General features: G+C 71.1%; 10 protein-coding genes and 1 pseudogene. 6 read left to right on the plus strand and 5 right to left on the minus strand.

The window, feature by feature from the left end; all coding sequences use genetic code 11:
- Positions 1–184 precede the first annotated feature (184 nt).
- The gene (locus tag I6A60_RS27075; RefSeq protein ID WP_203012022.1) at positions 185–889 is read left to right on the plus strand and encodes a hypothetical protein; all 705 of its coding nucleotides are present in this window, start codon (positions 185–187) and stop codon (positions 887–889) included.
- Between the two features lie 127 nt (positions 890–1,016).
- On the opposite strand, the gene I6A60_RS27080 is transcribed toward I6A60_RS27075, so the two are convergent.
- The 4 genes from I6A60_RS27080 to I6A60_RS27095 form a co-directional block, all read right to left on the minus strand.
- Entirely contained in the window at positions 1,017–1,712 is a 696-nt protein-coding gene (locus I6A60_RS27080) for an ABC transporter ATP-binding protein (protein WP_203012024.1), read from the minus strand.
- Between the two features lie 8 nt (positions 1,713–1,720).
- The gene (locus I6A60_RS27085) at positions 1,721–4,480 is read right to left on the minus strand and encodes an ATP-binding cassette domain-containing protein (protein ID WP_203012029.1); all 2,760 of its coding nucleotides are present in this window, start codon (positions 4,478–4,480) and stop codon (positions 1,721–1,723) included.
- 79 nt (positions 4,481–4,559) lie between these two features.
- Entirely contained in the window at positions 4,560–5,783 is a 1,224-nt protein-coding gene (locus I6A60_RS27090; RefSeq protein ID WP_203023645.1) for an ABC transporter substrate-binding protein, read from the minus strand.
- 48 nt (positions 5,784–5,831) lie between these two features.
- Positions 5,832–7,076 (minus strand): amidohydrolase family protein, encoded by a 1,245-nt coding sequence (locus I6A60_RS27095; RefSeq protein ID WP_203023643.1) that lies wholly within the window; start codon positions 7,074–7,076, stop codon positions 5,832–5,834.
- A gap of 268 nt (positions 7,077–7,344) precedes the next feature.
- On the opposite strand from I6A60_RS27095, the gene I6A60_RS27100 reads away from it, so the two are divergent.
- From I6A60_RS27100 to I6A60_RS27115, 4 genes and pseudogenes are all read left to right on the plus strand, one after another.
- Complete coding sequence (locus tag I6A60_RS27100; protein WP_203023642.1) at positions 7,345–7,989, plus strand: TetR/AcrR family transcriptional regulator; 645 nt, start codon at positions 7,345–7,347, stop codon at positions 7,987–7,989.
- Between the two features lie 38 nt (positions 7,990–8,027).
- On the plus strand, positions 8,028–9,986 hold the full coding sequence (locus I6A60_RS27105) for an NAD(P)/FAD-dependent oxidoreductase (RefSeq protein ID WP_203023640.1): 1,959 nt from the start codon (positions 8,028–8,030) through the stop codon (positions 9,984–9,986).
- Between the two features lie 63 nt (positions 9,987–10,049).
- Positions 10,050–10,762 (plus strand): annotated as a pseudogene (locus I6A60_RS44195) (SDR family NAD(P)-dependent oxidoreductase).
- Positions 10,763–10,982: 220 nt separating this feature from the next.
- A complete protein-coding gene (locus I6A60_RS27115) occupies positions 10,983–12,227 on the plus strand; it encodes an ABC transporter substrate-binding protein (protein ID WP_203023639.1) in 1,245 nt (414 codons plus the stop codon).
- Between the two features lie 152 nt (positions 12,228–12,379).
- On the opposite strand, the gene I6A60_RS27120 is transcribed toward I6A60_RS27115, so the two are convergent.
- A complete protein-coding gene (locus tag I6A60_RS27120) occupies positions 12,380–13,306 on the minus strand; it encodes a toll/interleukin-1 receptor domain-containing protein (protein WP_307873890.1) in 927 nt (308 codons plus the stop codon).
- A gap of 190 nt (positions 13,307–13,496) precedes the next feature.
- Here I6A60_RS27120 and I6A60_RS27125 point away from each other — a divergent pair.
- On the plus strand, positions 13,497–13,756 hold a 260-nt coding region (locus I6A60_RS27125), incomplete at its 3' end, for a DUF3891 family protein (protein ID WP_203023637.1).

Raw genomic sequence — 13,756 nt, forward strand, 5'->3', positions numbered from 1 at the left:
GCGTTGGGCGGGCCGCTCCCTCCGGGGGGGCGTGGGGGGCCCCCGGGGCCCCCCCCAAACCCACCCGATCATGAGGCCCCGCACCGCTGTCGCCCGACCGCGTCCGGCTATGGCCCACGGGTCCGAAGTCGTTCTGCCGACGGTTCTACGATCGTGGTCGCGGATCGGTCGGACAGAGGACAACATGAACCTGAGCCTCGGCGTGTTCGACATCTTCGCCTACTCCGTGCCCGGCTCGCTTTACCTCGCGCTTCTCCTGTACGTGCTGGACCGGGAGTCGTGGGTCGAGCTCGGGCAGGTGGGCGACCTCAACTCGACGGTGCTGATCGTCGGCGGCATCCTCGCCAGCTATCTGCTCGGCCATCTGACCTACGCCCCGCGCCGGTTCCTGGGACGGCGGATGCCGCGGTGGCTGCGCCCGGGCGGTGGCACCCGCCAGGAGTTCCTCGACCGGTTCCCCGCCGCCCGGTCGATGGCGTTCGTCCAGGTCGACCCGGCGATCGTCTTCGCGGCCATCGAGGTCAAGGCGCCCGACTCGGCCAGCGAGATCAGCCGGCTGCGAGCCAGCGGAATCGCGCTGCGCAACGCCGGGTTCGCGCTGCTCCTGGCGGCCGGCGTCGCCACCGTGGAGCTCGCCGCCGACTGGAACCGGGGATTTCCCGCGTTCTGCCTGGCGGCCTTCCTGCTGGGCTTCGTCGGCGCGACGCGGGCCGGGCACGAGCTGTCCCGGTGGGCGGCCCTCAAGACCCTGGAGGTCGCGTTCTGGCTCCCGGACATCGAGGCCGAGCTGGCCGCGAGATCACCGGCCGCCCCACCGCCGCCACCGGCCCCTCCCGTGCCGCAGCCGGCCCCGCCATCGCCGCCGCCGGCGCCACCCGGAGCGCCTTAGCCGCCTCCCACCTTGGTGCTGGTGATCGCCGTTTCGGCCCTCCCGTGGTTGTGGAGACGGCCTGATCACGACCATGGGAGGGCCGAAACGGCGATCAATGCCCCGGCCACGAGGTCCGATGCCGGCGCTAGGCCGGGATTCCCAGGTAGCCGCGGTAGATCTCGTCGGTGGAGGTCTCGTCGGCGCGGCCGGTGTGGACGATCGTGCCCCGGCGCAGGACGTAGACCCGGTCGGCGATGGCGAGGGCCTTCTGGGCGTACTGCTCGACCACGACCAGCGAGACGCCACGCCGGGCGAGCTCACCGAGGGCCTCGTAGATGGTGTCGACGACGATCGGGGCGAGCCCGAGGGACGCCTCGTCCACCAGGACCACCGACGGTTCGGTGAGGTAGGCCCTGGCCAGCGCGAGCATCTGCTGTTCGCCGCCGGACAGGCTGCCCGCCGTCTGGCGCAGCCGGGTGCCGAGGATCGGGAACAGGCCGGCGGCGGTGGTGACCGCCGCGTCGAGGCTTCTGCCCCGGGCCTGGACCATCAGGTTCTCCCGGACGGTCAACGAGGGGAAGATCCCGCGGCCTTCGGGCAGCAGGCAGACACCGGCGCGGGTGAACACGTGCGGGGGCCGGCCGGTGAGGTCGGTTCCCGCGAGCTCCACCCGGCCGGTGCGCGGGCGCAGCAGGCCGGTCGCGGCGCGCAGCAGCGTGGTCTTGCCCGCGCCGTTCGGGCCGAGGAGGGCGACGACCTCGCCCGCGCCGACGGTCAGGGTGACCTCGTGCAGGACGGTCGTGCCGCCGTAGCCGGCGGTGACGTCGTGGAGGCTCAACATGGTGGCGTTCACCTGTCCCGGGCGGCGGGTTCGAGGGTCGTGACGGCGTCCGGCGCGGCCGGATCGTCCTCGGTCTCCCCGAGGTAGGCGGCCCGGACCCGCCGGGACCGGGCCATCTCCTCGGTCGTCCCGGTGAACAGCAGCGACCCGAAGTCCAGCACGTACACCTGGTCGCACACCGATCGCACGAGGGTCATGTCGTGCTCGACGAGCAGGATTCCGCAGCCGCGCGCCCGCACGACCTCGGTCAGCACCCGGCCGAACCGGGCCGTCTCCGGGCCGTCGAGACCGGAGGACGGCTCGTCCAGGAGCAGGACGTCGAAACGGCCGGCGAGCACGCGGGCGAGCTCGACGAGCCGGCGCTGGCCGACGGGCAGCAGCCCGACCTGCGTCTCGGCGAGGGGCCCGATGCCCGTCAGGGCCAGCGCCTCGTCGGTCGCGGCGGCGATCGCGCGGGTCGCCCGCCTCGACCCGAGGACCTGGGTGAACGGGTTGCGGCCGGCGAGCCCGGCCTCGTGGCCCATCGCGACGTTCTGCCGGACGGTCAGGCTGTCGAACAGCTCGGTGCGCTGGAACGTCCGGCCCAGGCCGCGCCGGGCGCGGCGGGCCGGTCCCTCGCCGGTCACGTCGGCGCCGTGCAGCAGGACGCGCCCGCCGTTGGGTCGGTTCAGGCCGCTGCAGGCGTTGAAGGTCGTCGTCTTGCCGGCGCCGTTCGGGCCGATGAGGCCGGTGATGACGCCCAGCGGCGCCTCCAGGCTGACATTCCCGACGGCGGTCACCCCGCCGAAGCGCACGGTGAGGTCCTGGACCGTCAGGCCTTCGCCGAGGGGCCGGCGGGGCGCAGGCACGGCCGTCTCCGCCAGGTCGTCGACGACGGCGGCGATGGGCTCGGACGGCGCCGGCGCGCGGCCGCCGAGGCGGTCGAGCAGCCGGCGCAGCGGGGTCGGGACCGTGCCGGCGCGGACGCCGTAGGCGGCGAGCGCCGCGCCGACGCCGAACAGGACCTGCAGGTAGGTGGCCGCGTCGGAGGAGGTGATGTAGCCGGGGAGCACCGAGTAGCCGATGGCGGCGATCACCGCGTACCAGGGGTCGCCTACGGTGACGATGACGACGAGCGCGACCAGCGTCAGCGAGCTGAACGACTGGAAGTAGCTGGCGACGCTGTACTGGTAGAGCATGCCGGTCAGCGCGCCGGCGAGTGAGGCCATCGCCGCGGCGACGCAGAACACCAGCACCTTGAGCACCGTCGAGGTGGTGCCGTGGGTCTCCAGCGCGACGGGGGAGTCGGCCATCGCCTCCAGGAGGCGGCCGAGCCGGCTGCGGCTGATCGCGGTCACGACGAGCACGACGAGGACGACGACGACCAGGATCAGGTAGTAGAAGCCCCGGTCACTCGACAGGTCCCAGCTGCCGAGGCGGACCAGCGGCCTGGGGTCGGGGACGCCGATGCTGGTCGTGCCGAACATGAAGCGCCGCGTGTAGAAGACCTCTTCGAGGATCAGGCCGAAGCCCAGCGTCGCGAGCGCCAGGAACACCCCGGACAGCCGCACGGCGGGAATCGAGACGAGCGCGCCGACGGGGATCGCGATCAGCGTCGCCAGCAGCAGCGCGACGAGCCACGGCAGGTGGGCGCCGACGGCCAGGTGGCTGAACGCCGCGGCCCCGACGGCGGCGAAGCCGAGGTGGCACAGCGAGATCTGGCCGGACTGGCGGACCAGCAGCCCGAGCGACAGGAACAGGATGATGTCGATCAGCGCCGCCGACCAGACGGCCAGGTGGCCGGCCTGGATCACGGGGATGACCGCGAGCACGCCGAGCGCGACGAGCCCGCTGACCCAGCGGACCGGCGCCGGCGCGTGGTACGGGCGGCGCACCGGCAGCGCGGCGCCGGTCCGGCGCCGGTCGAGCCGGCGGCGGGGCAGCACGATGAGGACGACGAACAGCACCAGGAACGGCAGGCTCGGCGGGAGGCCACCGATCCAGCTGACCGTGGCGCCGTACTTGTCGACGATGGCCCCCGCGACCCCGATGACGAGGCCACCGGCGAACGTCAGCGGCAGGTGCGAGAAGTAGCCGATCGCCGCCGCCCCGAACGCGGCGAAGACCGCGGTCGTCAGGGTGACCCCGTCCAGGGACAGGCCCGGCGCGAGCATGAGGCCGGCGACCGACGCGAACACGGCGCCGATGACCCAGGCCCAGCGGCGGACCCGGACCGGGTCGTCGCCGCACATCGCGACCAGGTCCTGGTCGTCCACGACGCCCCGCATGACGACGCCGAGGCGTACCGACAGGAAGAACCGGTAGAGCACGGCGGACGCGGCCAGCGCGAACAGGAAGATGATGATCTGTTCCCACGTCACGTTGACGCCGAGCAGGCGCACCGTCGAGCGGGGCAGGAAGTGCGGGAACGTCGGCGCGGTCGTCGGATGCCACAGCTGGCCGAGACCCGCCACGATCAGGACCAGGCCGATGGTCGCCACGACCTTGATCGTGTCGCTGGCGTTCTCAAGCGAGCGGGCCAGGCGTTCCAGCCCCAGCCCGAGCAGCGGGGCGAACACGCCCACGCTGACCAGCGCCGCGAGCGGCCAGGCCAGGCCCAGCTCGGTGCGCAGGTAATAGAAGAGGAAGACGTCGAGCGCCGCGACGGCGCCGTAGCCGAAGTTGAAGACGCCAGACGTCTTGTACGTCAGGACGAGGCCGAGGCCGGCCATGCCGTAGACGGCGCCGCTGGCCAGGCCGATGACGAGGAAGGGCAGGAAGTCGTGCACGCCGGCGCTCCGGTTCCAGTACGGGCCGGCGCCGGGCGCGGAGGGTGAGTCCGCGCCCGGCGCCGGGGCAGTCGGTCGGCTACTGGGTGGTGACGCAGGTCGGTGTGGTGCCGTTCGGCACGCTGAACGCGCCGGCCTTCACCTCGGTCACGAACCAGCACCCGATCGGGTGGGCCTTGCCGGCGGCGAACGTCAGCGGCGGGGCGAACCCGTCGAGCGTCTCGCCCTTCAGCGCGGTCAGGCCGGCCACGAGCTGGGCCGAGGTCGGCTCGCCGCCGCCCGCGCCGAGCCCGCCGGCCTTGGCCGCGGCACCGAACAGGAGACCGGACACCCAGCCCTCGTCCGCGATCTCGGTGAAGTCGGTCGCGTTGGTGCGCAGCCCCGGCGCGTACTTGTCGAGCGCCGTGTTCATGGCGGTGACGGCGGGGGCGTCGGCGAAGTAGGGCAGGTTCGGCGACGGGGAGACGAGGCTGTCCTTGAGCCCGGCGGCGGTCAGGAACTGGTTCGCGAGGATCTCGCCGTCGACCACGTAGATCGGGTGGTAGCCCTGCTGGGCGCAGTCGCCGGCCACCTTCTCGGCGACGGCGGTGATGTCCGCGATGAACAGCGCGGTCACGCCGGCCTGCTTCGCGGCGACGCACTGCGCGGTGTAGTTGGGCGCGGTGGCCGAGACCTCGCCGGCGTAGACGACGGGCAGGCCGAGTGACTTCCCGGTGTCCTTGAGCGGCTGGATGCCCTCCTGGCACTGGACGGCCTCGGCGCAGTAGATAAGGCCGAGGTTCGTCGCGCCGGCCGTCTTCGCCGACTGCACGATCGAGGGGAACAGCGCCTGCTCGGTCTGGCCCTCGGGGTAGAAGTCCGGGTTGGTGAACATCGGGGTCGTCGACGTGCCGCCGCCGACCACGGGGATCTTCGCGGTGGCGACGTAGGACGCCCAGGTCTCGTCGTCGTTCGTCATGTCGACGATGGCCAGCACGTGCTTGCCGACCAGGGTGTGCGCCGCCGTGACGGACTTGCCGGGGTTGCCGGCGTCATCCTCGACGAGCAGCTGGAGCTGGTGGCCGTTGATGCCGCCCGCCGCGTTCGTCTGGGCGACCCAGGCCTTGTAGGTGGAGACCATCGCGGTCTCGCTGCTGAAGCCGGAGCAGGTGCAGATCGCGCCTATCTTGATCGGCGCGGCGCCCGCGCCGGCGGAGCTGCCGGCGGCCGAGGATCCGCCCGACGAGCACGCCGCCGCCGCGAGGACGACGAGCGCGGCCATGGCGGAGACCACCGGCAGCCGCCTGAGTAAGTGTCCGAACATCTGTAGCTGTCCTTTCCAGAAGGAAATCCCACGGCGTGTGACGGGGGGTCAGCCGAAGGTCAGCTCGCGGGCGTTGTCGACCATGATTCGGCGCTGGTCCTCAGCGCTGAACCCGGCGAGCCCGGTCAGGAAGTCACGCGGCTCGCCCAGGCCCTCGGCGTGCGGCCAGTCCGAGCCGAACAGGATGCGCCGGGCCGGCAGGTGCGCGGCCAGCGCGTTCACGTCGTCCTCCACGAACGGCGCGACCCAGCAGTGCTCGACGAACTGCTCGACCGGGGAGGTCCGGAACAGGCCGGGGTTCTGCGCGGCGAGCAGCTCCAGGCCGTGCAGCAGCGGGCCGACCCACGTCCCGCCGTTCTCGATGTAGGCGACCCGCAGCCGGGGGAACCGCTCGAACAGGCCGTGGCTCACCAGCGCGGCGGCGAAGTCCTGGACGAGGCGGTGCTTCATCAGCATCGTCACGAACGGTTCGGACAGCGTGATCGCGTTCGTGTCCCCGCCGCGCTCGGCGGCGCGGTAGCCCCAGGCCCGCGCGATGGCCGCCTCGACCTCGCGGTAGCCGTCGTCGAAGCCGGCGTGTGGCGCCACGACGACGCCCGCCTCCTGGACGCGGGCCCAGAACGGGTCGAACACGGGGTCGGCGGGCGAGCGGGTGCCGTCCGGGGTGAACGCCGGGCCGTTGCGGATGCTCACCACCCGGGCGCCGTGGTCGAGGCACCAGTCCAGCTCGCGGACGGCACCTTCGGCGTCCGACAGCGACAGGTAGGGAACGCCGAAGATCCGGTCCTGGTAGGCGAAGCCCCAGTCCTCCTCCAGCCAGCGGTTGAAGGCCCGCAGGACCTCCAGCGATCCCTCGATGTCGGGCTGCATCGGCCCTTCGAGGCAGACCGCGTGGGAGGGGAACATCCAGGCCGCCTCGAGCCCCTGGGTGTCCATGCGGGCCAGCCGCGCGTCCCGGTTGAACCACTCGGGATGCTCGGCCGGCACCTCGCAGGCGAGCTCGGCGCCGATCGAGCCCTTGTCGGAGCGCCCGGCGAAGTAGTCGTAGAGCGCACCGGGCCGCGGTCGCGGGTGGGCGTCGCCGGGGCCGGGGAGGATCGGGTGGGGGTGCTCGCCGAGGAAGTAGCGGCGGGTGCCGTCGACCTCGACCACGCGCAGGCCCCGGTCGGCGAAGGCCGGGTCGCGGTGGCGGGTGAAGGCGTCGCTCGACTCCCAGTAGTGGTTGTCGGCGTCGAACACGGTTGTCAAAGCGGCAACGTCACTCACAGCGGCTAAGTCGCCGGCGTCTGCCATGCGGGTGCCTTCTTCCACTACGTCGCCGGGCGGCCTCGCGTCGTCACGCGCCGCCCAAAGCTCGACATCGACCTCAACATCGAGCTTCATAGTGAGGTGGCGCACATCGCTGGTCAAGAAGGGCGACGTGACTACGCTCCGCAGTGGCGGGCGGTGGGGAGGGCTCTGACGGCCGTGGCGTCCGCCCTCGTCCGCTAGGATTCGGACGCGTGTCCGAATATCTCGGACGCCTGTCCGGATCAGCTGTTCGGATCGGAGTGTAGGCGGCATGACGGGCCCTTTGGTAGCCACGCCGGCGGGAAACGCGTCCGTCCCGGGTGCGCGGTGGTCGCCGAACCAGGAGGCGATGCGGTCCCGCGTCGCGCAGGCCGCCGCCCGCCTGGTGGCGCGCTCGGGGATCGCGGGGTGCACCATCCGGGCCGTCGCCGACGAGGCTGGCCTGACCAAGAGCACGGTCCACTACTACGTCGACAACGCGGGCGAGCTCGTCGACCTCGCCGTCCTGACGTTCCTGCAGCAGTTCGCCGAGCAGGTGCGCGCGCGCATGGACGCGGCGCCGGACGGCCGGGAGGCGCTCGGAGTCCTGGTCCGGACGTTCCTGCCGCCCGCGGCCGTCGCGGCGGCACCGGACGATCCCGCGCGGCTGAACAGCCTGAACCTGTGGACGTCGTACCTGGCGCACGCCTGGCCCAGGGGCGTGGACGCCGAGGTGCTGGCCTGTTTCGAGACCATCCGGGCGCTGTTCGAGACGGCCCTGGACCGCTGTGGCGTGCCGGACGCCGAGGAGCGGGCCCGCGCGGTGCATCTCTACCTGCTCGGAGCCGTGCAGCACAACATCATGCGGCCGCTGCCCGGTCCCGAGGTCGCCCGCGCGGTCGAGGCACTCAGCGGAGTGGCCCTCGACCTGACGTGACCGCCGGCCGGCCCAAACGTTCGCCAGCAGGAGGAAGAATGTCGCCAGAGGTGTCCAGGGAAACCGACGGTCCATTACCCGCGGCCATTCCTCCTATTACCCAGAGCGATGACCAGATCGCCGATTACCTGGAGGACGTCAGCGTTCCGACGCTGGTGGCGGCCGTCGTTCACCTCACCGGGGACCGGTCCTTTCTGGAGGGGCCGTTTCGACCGCGGACCTTCATTCCGAACGACTTCCAGGGCGGCCTGACCGATCAGGAGATGGGCGCGGCGCGCACGGCGGCGCTGGCGGCGATCCGGGCGTACCGGGACGCCGGCTGCCCGCCTGTCGCGGCGCCGTCCGCCTCGCGCGTGCGGGAGGTCATGTCGTGGCTTGTCTGTGAGCCGGTCACCGACGACTACGCCGAGATGTTCATGGAGGAGATGAACGTCCGGGGCGACGACCCCCGGCGCCTGGATCTCACCGAGGTCGCCGCCGCGGCGAGGCAGGACCTGTCCGTCGTCGTCATCGGCGCCGGCCAGTCCGGCCTGCTCGCCGGCCTGCGACTGGCGCAGGCCGGCGTGCCCTTCACCATTCTTGAGAAGAACGCGGACGCCGGCGGAACCTGGCTGGAGAACAGCTACCCGGGCTGCCGGGTCGACGTCGGCAACCACTTCTACTGCTACTCGTTCGAGCCCAGCCACGCCTTCAGCGAGTACTTCTCCCAGGCGCCCGAGCTGCTCTCGTACTTCCAGGGGGTGATGCGTCGCCATGGCCTCGCGCCCCACGTCCGGTGGAACACCGAGGTGCTGTCGGCGACCTGGGACGACGAGGCCTCGCTGTGGCGCCTGGTCGCCCGTGGTCCGGGCGGCCGGGAGAACCGGCTCGACGCGAACGTCGTCATCTCTGCGGTCGGGCAGCTCAACCGCCCCCTGATGCCCGAGATCCCGGGCCTGGCCGAGTTCAGCGGACCGGCCTTCCACACGGCCCGCTGGGACCATTCGGTCAGCCTCGCCGGAAAGCGGGTCGCGGTGATCGGCGCCGGCGCGAGTGGTTTCCAGATCGCCCCCGCGATCGCCGGCGACGTCGAGAGCCTCGTCGTGTTCCAGCGCAGCGCCCAGTGGATGGCGCCGAACCGGAAGTACCGGGCGCCGGTCGGCGAGGGCGCGACCTGGGCCATGCGCCATCTGCCCGGCTACGCGGCCTGGTACCGGTTCATGCTCTTCTACCAGGCCAGCGACAAGGCGCTGGAGCTGGTCCGCGTGGACCCCCAGTGGCCGGGAATGCCGCACTCTGCCAGCGCGACGAGCGAGGCGCGGCGCAAGGGGTTGCTGGCGTGGATCGAGAGCCAGGTCGGTGACGACGCCGAACTGCTTGCCAAGGTCGTTCCCGACTACCCGCCCATGGGCAAACGGCTGCTGCAGGACGACGGAAGCTGGCTGCGCTGCCTGCGCCGGGACAACGTCGAACTGGTCCGCGACGAGATCGTCCGGGTCGAGCCGGACGCCGTCGTCACCGCCCGAGGGCGCTTCGAGGTCGACGTCATCATCGTCGCCACCGGTTTCCGGGCCAACGAGTTCCTCGCGCCCATGAAGGTCACCGGCCGGGGCGGCGTCGAGCTGAGAGAGCGGTGGGCCGACAGCCCGGCGGCGCACCTCGGAATCACCGTGCCAGACTTCCCCAACCTTTTCCTGATGTACGGGCCGGGCACGAACCTCGCCCACGCGGGCAGCATCATCTTCCACTCGGAATGCCAGATGCAGTTCATCGGGTCCTGCCTCAGGGAACTTCTGACCGGCGGCCACCGGTCGGTGGAGGTGACCCGCGAGGCCTTCGACGACTACGTCGAACGGCTCCAGGCCGAGCTCGCCGGCACAGTCTGGGCACATCCGGCCGTCAGGCATTCCTGGTACAAGGGGAAAGACGGCCGCGTGCACGTGCTGAGCCCGTGGCGCCTGGTCGACTACTGGCGGATGACCCATCAGGTCGATCCCCAGTCCTACCTCTTCACCTGACCTCCGGGTGCACCTGAGCTCCGGGTGGCCGAGCAGTGTTCCGCACAATGAGAGGGAGAAAGCATGCCCGACCGCGTCGCGATCGTCACGGGAGCCGCACGAGGCCAGGGAGCGGCGATTGTCCGAAGGCTGCGAGCGCAGGGCTGTTCGGTGGTGGCGATGGACCTGGTACGTCCGGAAAGCGATGACCGGTCAGTCATCGACTGTCAGGGCGACATCCGCGAGGAGGACGACTGGCGGGCGGTGGTCGAGACCGCGGTCGAGAGGTTCGGCGCCCTGCACGTCCTGGTCAACAACGCGGGCGTCCTGCGCAGCGGTTCGATCGCGGACGAGACCGCGGCGGGCATGCGCGCGCTGTGGGAGGTCAACTTCCTGGGCGCCTTCCTGGGCGTCCAGGCCGCGCTGCCGGCGCTGCGTGCCGCGGCCCAGGAGCAGGTGCCGTGATCGTCAACACGCTGTCGACGGCCGCCCTGCGCGGCTTCGCCCACCACAGTGCCTACTCGTCCTCGAAGTTCGCGCTGCGGGGATTCACCCAGTCGGCGGCCAGCGAGCTCAGTCGCGACAGGATCCGGGTGAACGCGGTGATCCCGGGCCCGATCGCGACTCCGATGCTCGACCCCGTCGTCGCGGAACGGCTGGGCAAGGACCTGCTCGTCGGCCGCGCCGGGACGGCCGAGGACGTCGCCGAGGTCGTCGCCTTCCTCGTCTCGCCCGCGGCGAGCTTCATCACCGGCAGCGAGTACAGCGTCGACGGCGGCCAGCTCATGCGGATCTAGGCGACCCGAGCCCGCGCCGCCCGGGTTCTCGGTGGGCCCGCGGCCGACGGACCATGCCCAGCGTGCTGATCATGAGCACCGCGACCTGTCCACTTGACCCGTGGTGTGTCTCAGGTCACTATCGACCTCGACATTGAGGTCGATGTCGAGATCAGGGGATGCCGGGCGAAGCCGTCGAAGGAATGCAGCCGCGCGGCCGAGACGAACGGATGGTGAGTCGGTGGTCCGAAAACGATGCCTGTTATGGGGAGCCGTGGTCGCGGCGGCGACTGTGTTGGCCGCCGCCTGTAGCTCGTCGAGTGGCGGCGACAAGGGCGACAACACCGCCGCCCCGAAGAAGAGCATCACGATCGGTGTGCTCACCGACGTGACCGGACCGGCGTCGTCGGGAAACAAGACGTTCGTCGACGGTGTCAAGGCCGGCACCTACTACGCCTCCCGTAACGGCTACACGGTCAAGTACGTTCTCGCGGACACCGCGACGAACCCGGCGACCGCTCTGGCCGCGGCGCAGAAACTGGTCACGCAGGACCACGTCAGCGTCGTGCTGGCCGAGTCGGCGATCCTGTTCACGGCCTCGAACTACCTGACGGCCCACAACGTCCCGGTGATCGGCGTCAGCCAGGACGGGCCGGAATGGACCACCGCCAAGAACATGTTCTCGGTGGTCGGCCCGCTGCAACAGACGAAGATCGCGACGACCAACGGGAAACTGTACAAGCTCCTGGGTATCACCAACCTCGCCTCGCTCGGCTACGGCGTCTCACCGGTGTCGTCGGAGTCGGCCAGCTCCGCGGCGCTGTCCGCGCAGGTCGCCGGCATCAAGGTCGGGTACCTCAACGCGAAGTTCGCCTTTGGCAGCACGGACGTCGGTCCCGAGGTCCTCGCGATGAAGAACGCCGGGATCGACGGTCTGACCGCGTCCGTGGACCCGAACACGTCTTTCGCGCTCATCACGGGACTGCGGAACCAGGGCGTGCCGATGAAGGCGGCGATCCTGCCCACCGGCTACGGCGGCGACCTGCTCCAGGCGGGCCCGGGCGCGCTGAACCAGGCCCAGGGCGTCTACTTCATCCTCCAGTATGAGCCGGTGGAAATGGGCACGGCCGCGACGAAGCAGCTGCAGGCCGACTTCAAGAGCGCCGCCATCGCCACGGCGCCGACGTACGGCTCCTACAACGGTTACGTCTCCGTCGGTCTCCTCGTGCGCGCGCTCAAGGCCGCGGGCGCCCAGCCGACCTCCGCGTCCCTGATCGGCGCGCTGTCGAACATCCACGACTGGGACGCCATGGGCCTCTTCGGCAGCCACACCGTCGACATCAACGACCGGGTCACGATCGTCGGCGGCGCCGACAACTGCCTCTGGGTCACCAAGCTCACCGGAAAGACCTTCACCCTCGTCTCCGGCGCGGCCCCGATCTGCGGCGAGCTCGTCCCCGGCAAGTCAGTCGCCCCCGCCTCCTGATTCACCGTCCGATTCGGGCCACCGGCTCAACCCACGGAATCGAAGCGTGCCGGTGGCCTGATCGCCGCTTTGGCCCTGAGGCGGTCGTGGAACGGAGGCGTTCGCGACCGCTTCAGGGCCAGCGGCGCTGTCGCGGAGCGACGGCGACCTCGTCACCGACTCGATACCGAGCCGAGCAGGCTCGCGATGGCGTGGGTGTCGGCGTGGTCGGCGCCGAGCACGCGACGGCACCGCTCCAGCGTGTCCTCGGCGAGAGCCCGCGCCGCCTGGTGATCCCTGTCTCCGTAGCGAGCCAGCGAAAGCTCGTGGGCAGTGCTGAGGGTGTCTACGTGGTCGAGACCGAGGACGCGACGGCGTCGTATCAGGGTGTCTTCGATCAGCGGGCGCCCCGCCCGGTAGTTCCCGTTTCTCCTGAGAGCGACGGCGAGATCGTGCGCGGCGGCGAGGGTCTCGACGTGATCGGGACCGAGCACGCTGCGGCGGTGCGCCAGCAAATCCACGAGCTTCCGCTCGTCGCTCGGCTCAATCGACCGATCGGAACCTTCGGGCTGGTCTACGGGGAAAAGTGGTTCGCTGGTCGGCTGGTGGAGCCGTCTCGCCGGGAAATCGGGGGCAGTCGCCGGCTTGGCACGGCCGGCAAGGGCGTGCCGGACGTGATCCAGAAGGTGCTTGCTCGCGGCTCTCGCATCGAGGTCGAACAGATCGATGGAGACAATGGCGTCGAGCGGCCTGGGCTGGGGACACGGCTCGATACGGATGGGAAGCAGCTTCCGAGCGAAGCCGCTGGGGTCCGCGCGATGGGCGGCCTGCCATTCGCTCTGGCCGTAGACCGACGACAGGTAAGCGGGGGACAGCACGGCGACCGTCCGCTGCGCCTGTTCCATGCCTTCGATCATGCGGATCTGCCAGTTCGACCCGGCGACGAAGTCCCAGACCTGGATCAGGACCCGGTAGCCCGCGTCCTCCAGCTGCCAGGCGATCCACTCGGCCCACGGCTGGTCGACGCCGGTGTACGACACGAAGAAGTGCCACCCGTCGGGTGTGCCTCGCACGCCGGGCCCGCCCGCCACGTCGATCACTGGAACAGTGTGTCACCGACCCGCGGAGATCCCGGAACACTCGTGGACGCAGGCCGTGCGGATCCGCACCGCGTCGGTCCACGCGCCCACCGGTGTGCGAGGGTCGGTCCATGACGTTTCCGCAGGCAGACGCGCTGTGCCAGCGGGTGGCGCCCAGGCGGGCGGCGCGCGGCGAGGCGCCGGGGGCGGCGTGATCATCACTCGGTATGAGGGAAGGCTGTTGGTCGTCCGCCAGCCGGACCATGGCGACCAGACCGGCCTGTTCGCGACCGCCTGGGGGAACGAGGACGTCCCGGCGCTGGCGGAGCACCAGCGGGCCGCCACGCTAGCCGCGCGCCACCATGACGACGGCTGGGCGGTCTGGGAGCGGCGCCCGAGCCTCGACCCGGCGACGCGCCAGCCGACCCAGTTCCACAAGGTCGGCCCGGTCGAGCACATCCCGGCCTACCG

The organism is Frankia sp. AgB1.9, assembly GCF_016786355.1.
Taxonomy (GTDB): Bacteria; Actinomycetota; Actinomycetes; order Frankiales; family Frankiaceae; genus Pseudofrankia.

Excerpts from the sequence above, each read along its gene's own strand:
- I6A60_RS27090 (WP_203023645.1), bottom strand. The coding sequence starts at position 5,783 with ATGTTCGGACACTTACTCAGGCGGCTGCCGGTGGTCTCCGCCATGGCC.
- I6A60_RS27075 (WP_203012022.1), top strand. The coding sequence starts at position 185 with ATGAACCTGAGCCTCGGCGTGTTCGACATCTTCGCCTACTCCGTGCCC.
- I6A60_RS27080 (WP_203012024.1), bottom strand. The coding sequence starts at position 1,712 with ATGTTGAGCCTCCACGACGTCACCGCCGGCTACGGCGGCACGACCGTC.
- I6A60_RS27095 (WP_203023643.1), bottom strand. The coding sequence starts at position 7,076 with ATGGCAGACGCCGGCGACTTAGCCGCTGTGAGTGACGTTGCCGCTTTG.
- I6A60_RS27105 (WP_203023640.1), top strand. The coding sequence starts at position 8,028 with ATGTCGCCAGAGGTGTCCAGGGAAACCGACGGTCCATTACCCGCGGCC.
- I6A60_RS27100 (WP_203023642.1), top strand. The coding sequence starts at position 7,345 with ATGACGGGCCCTTTGGTAGCCACGCCGGCGGGAAACGCGTCCGTCCCG.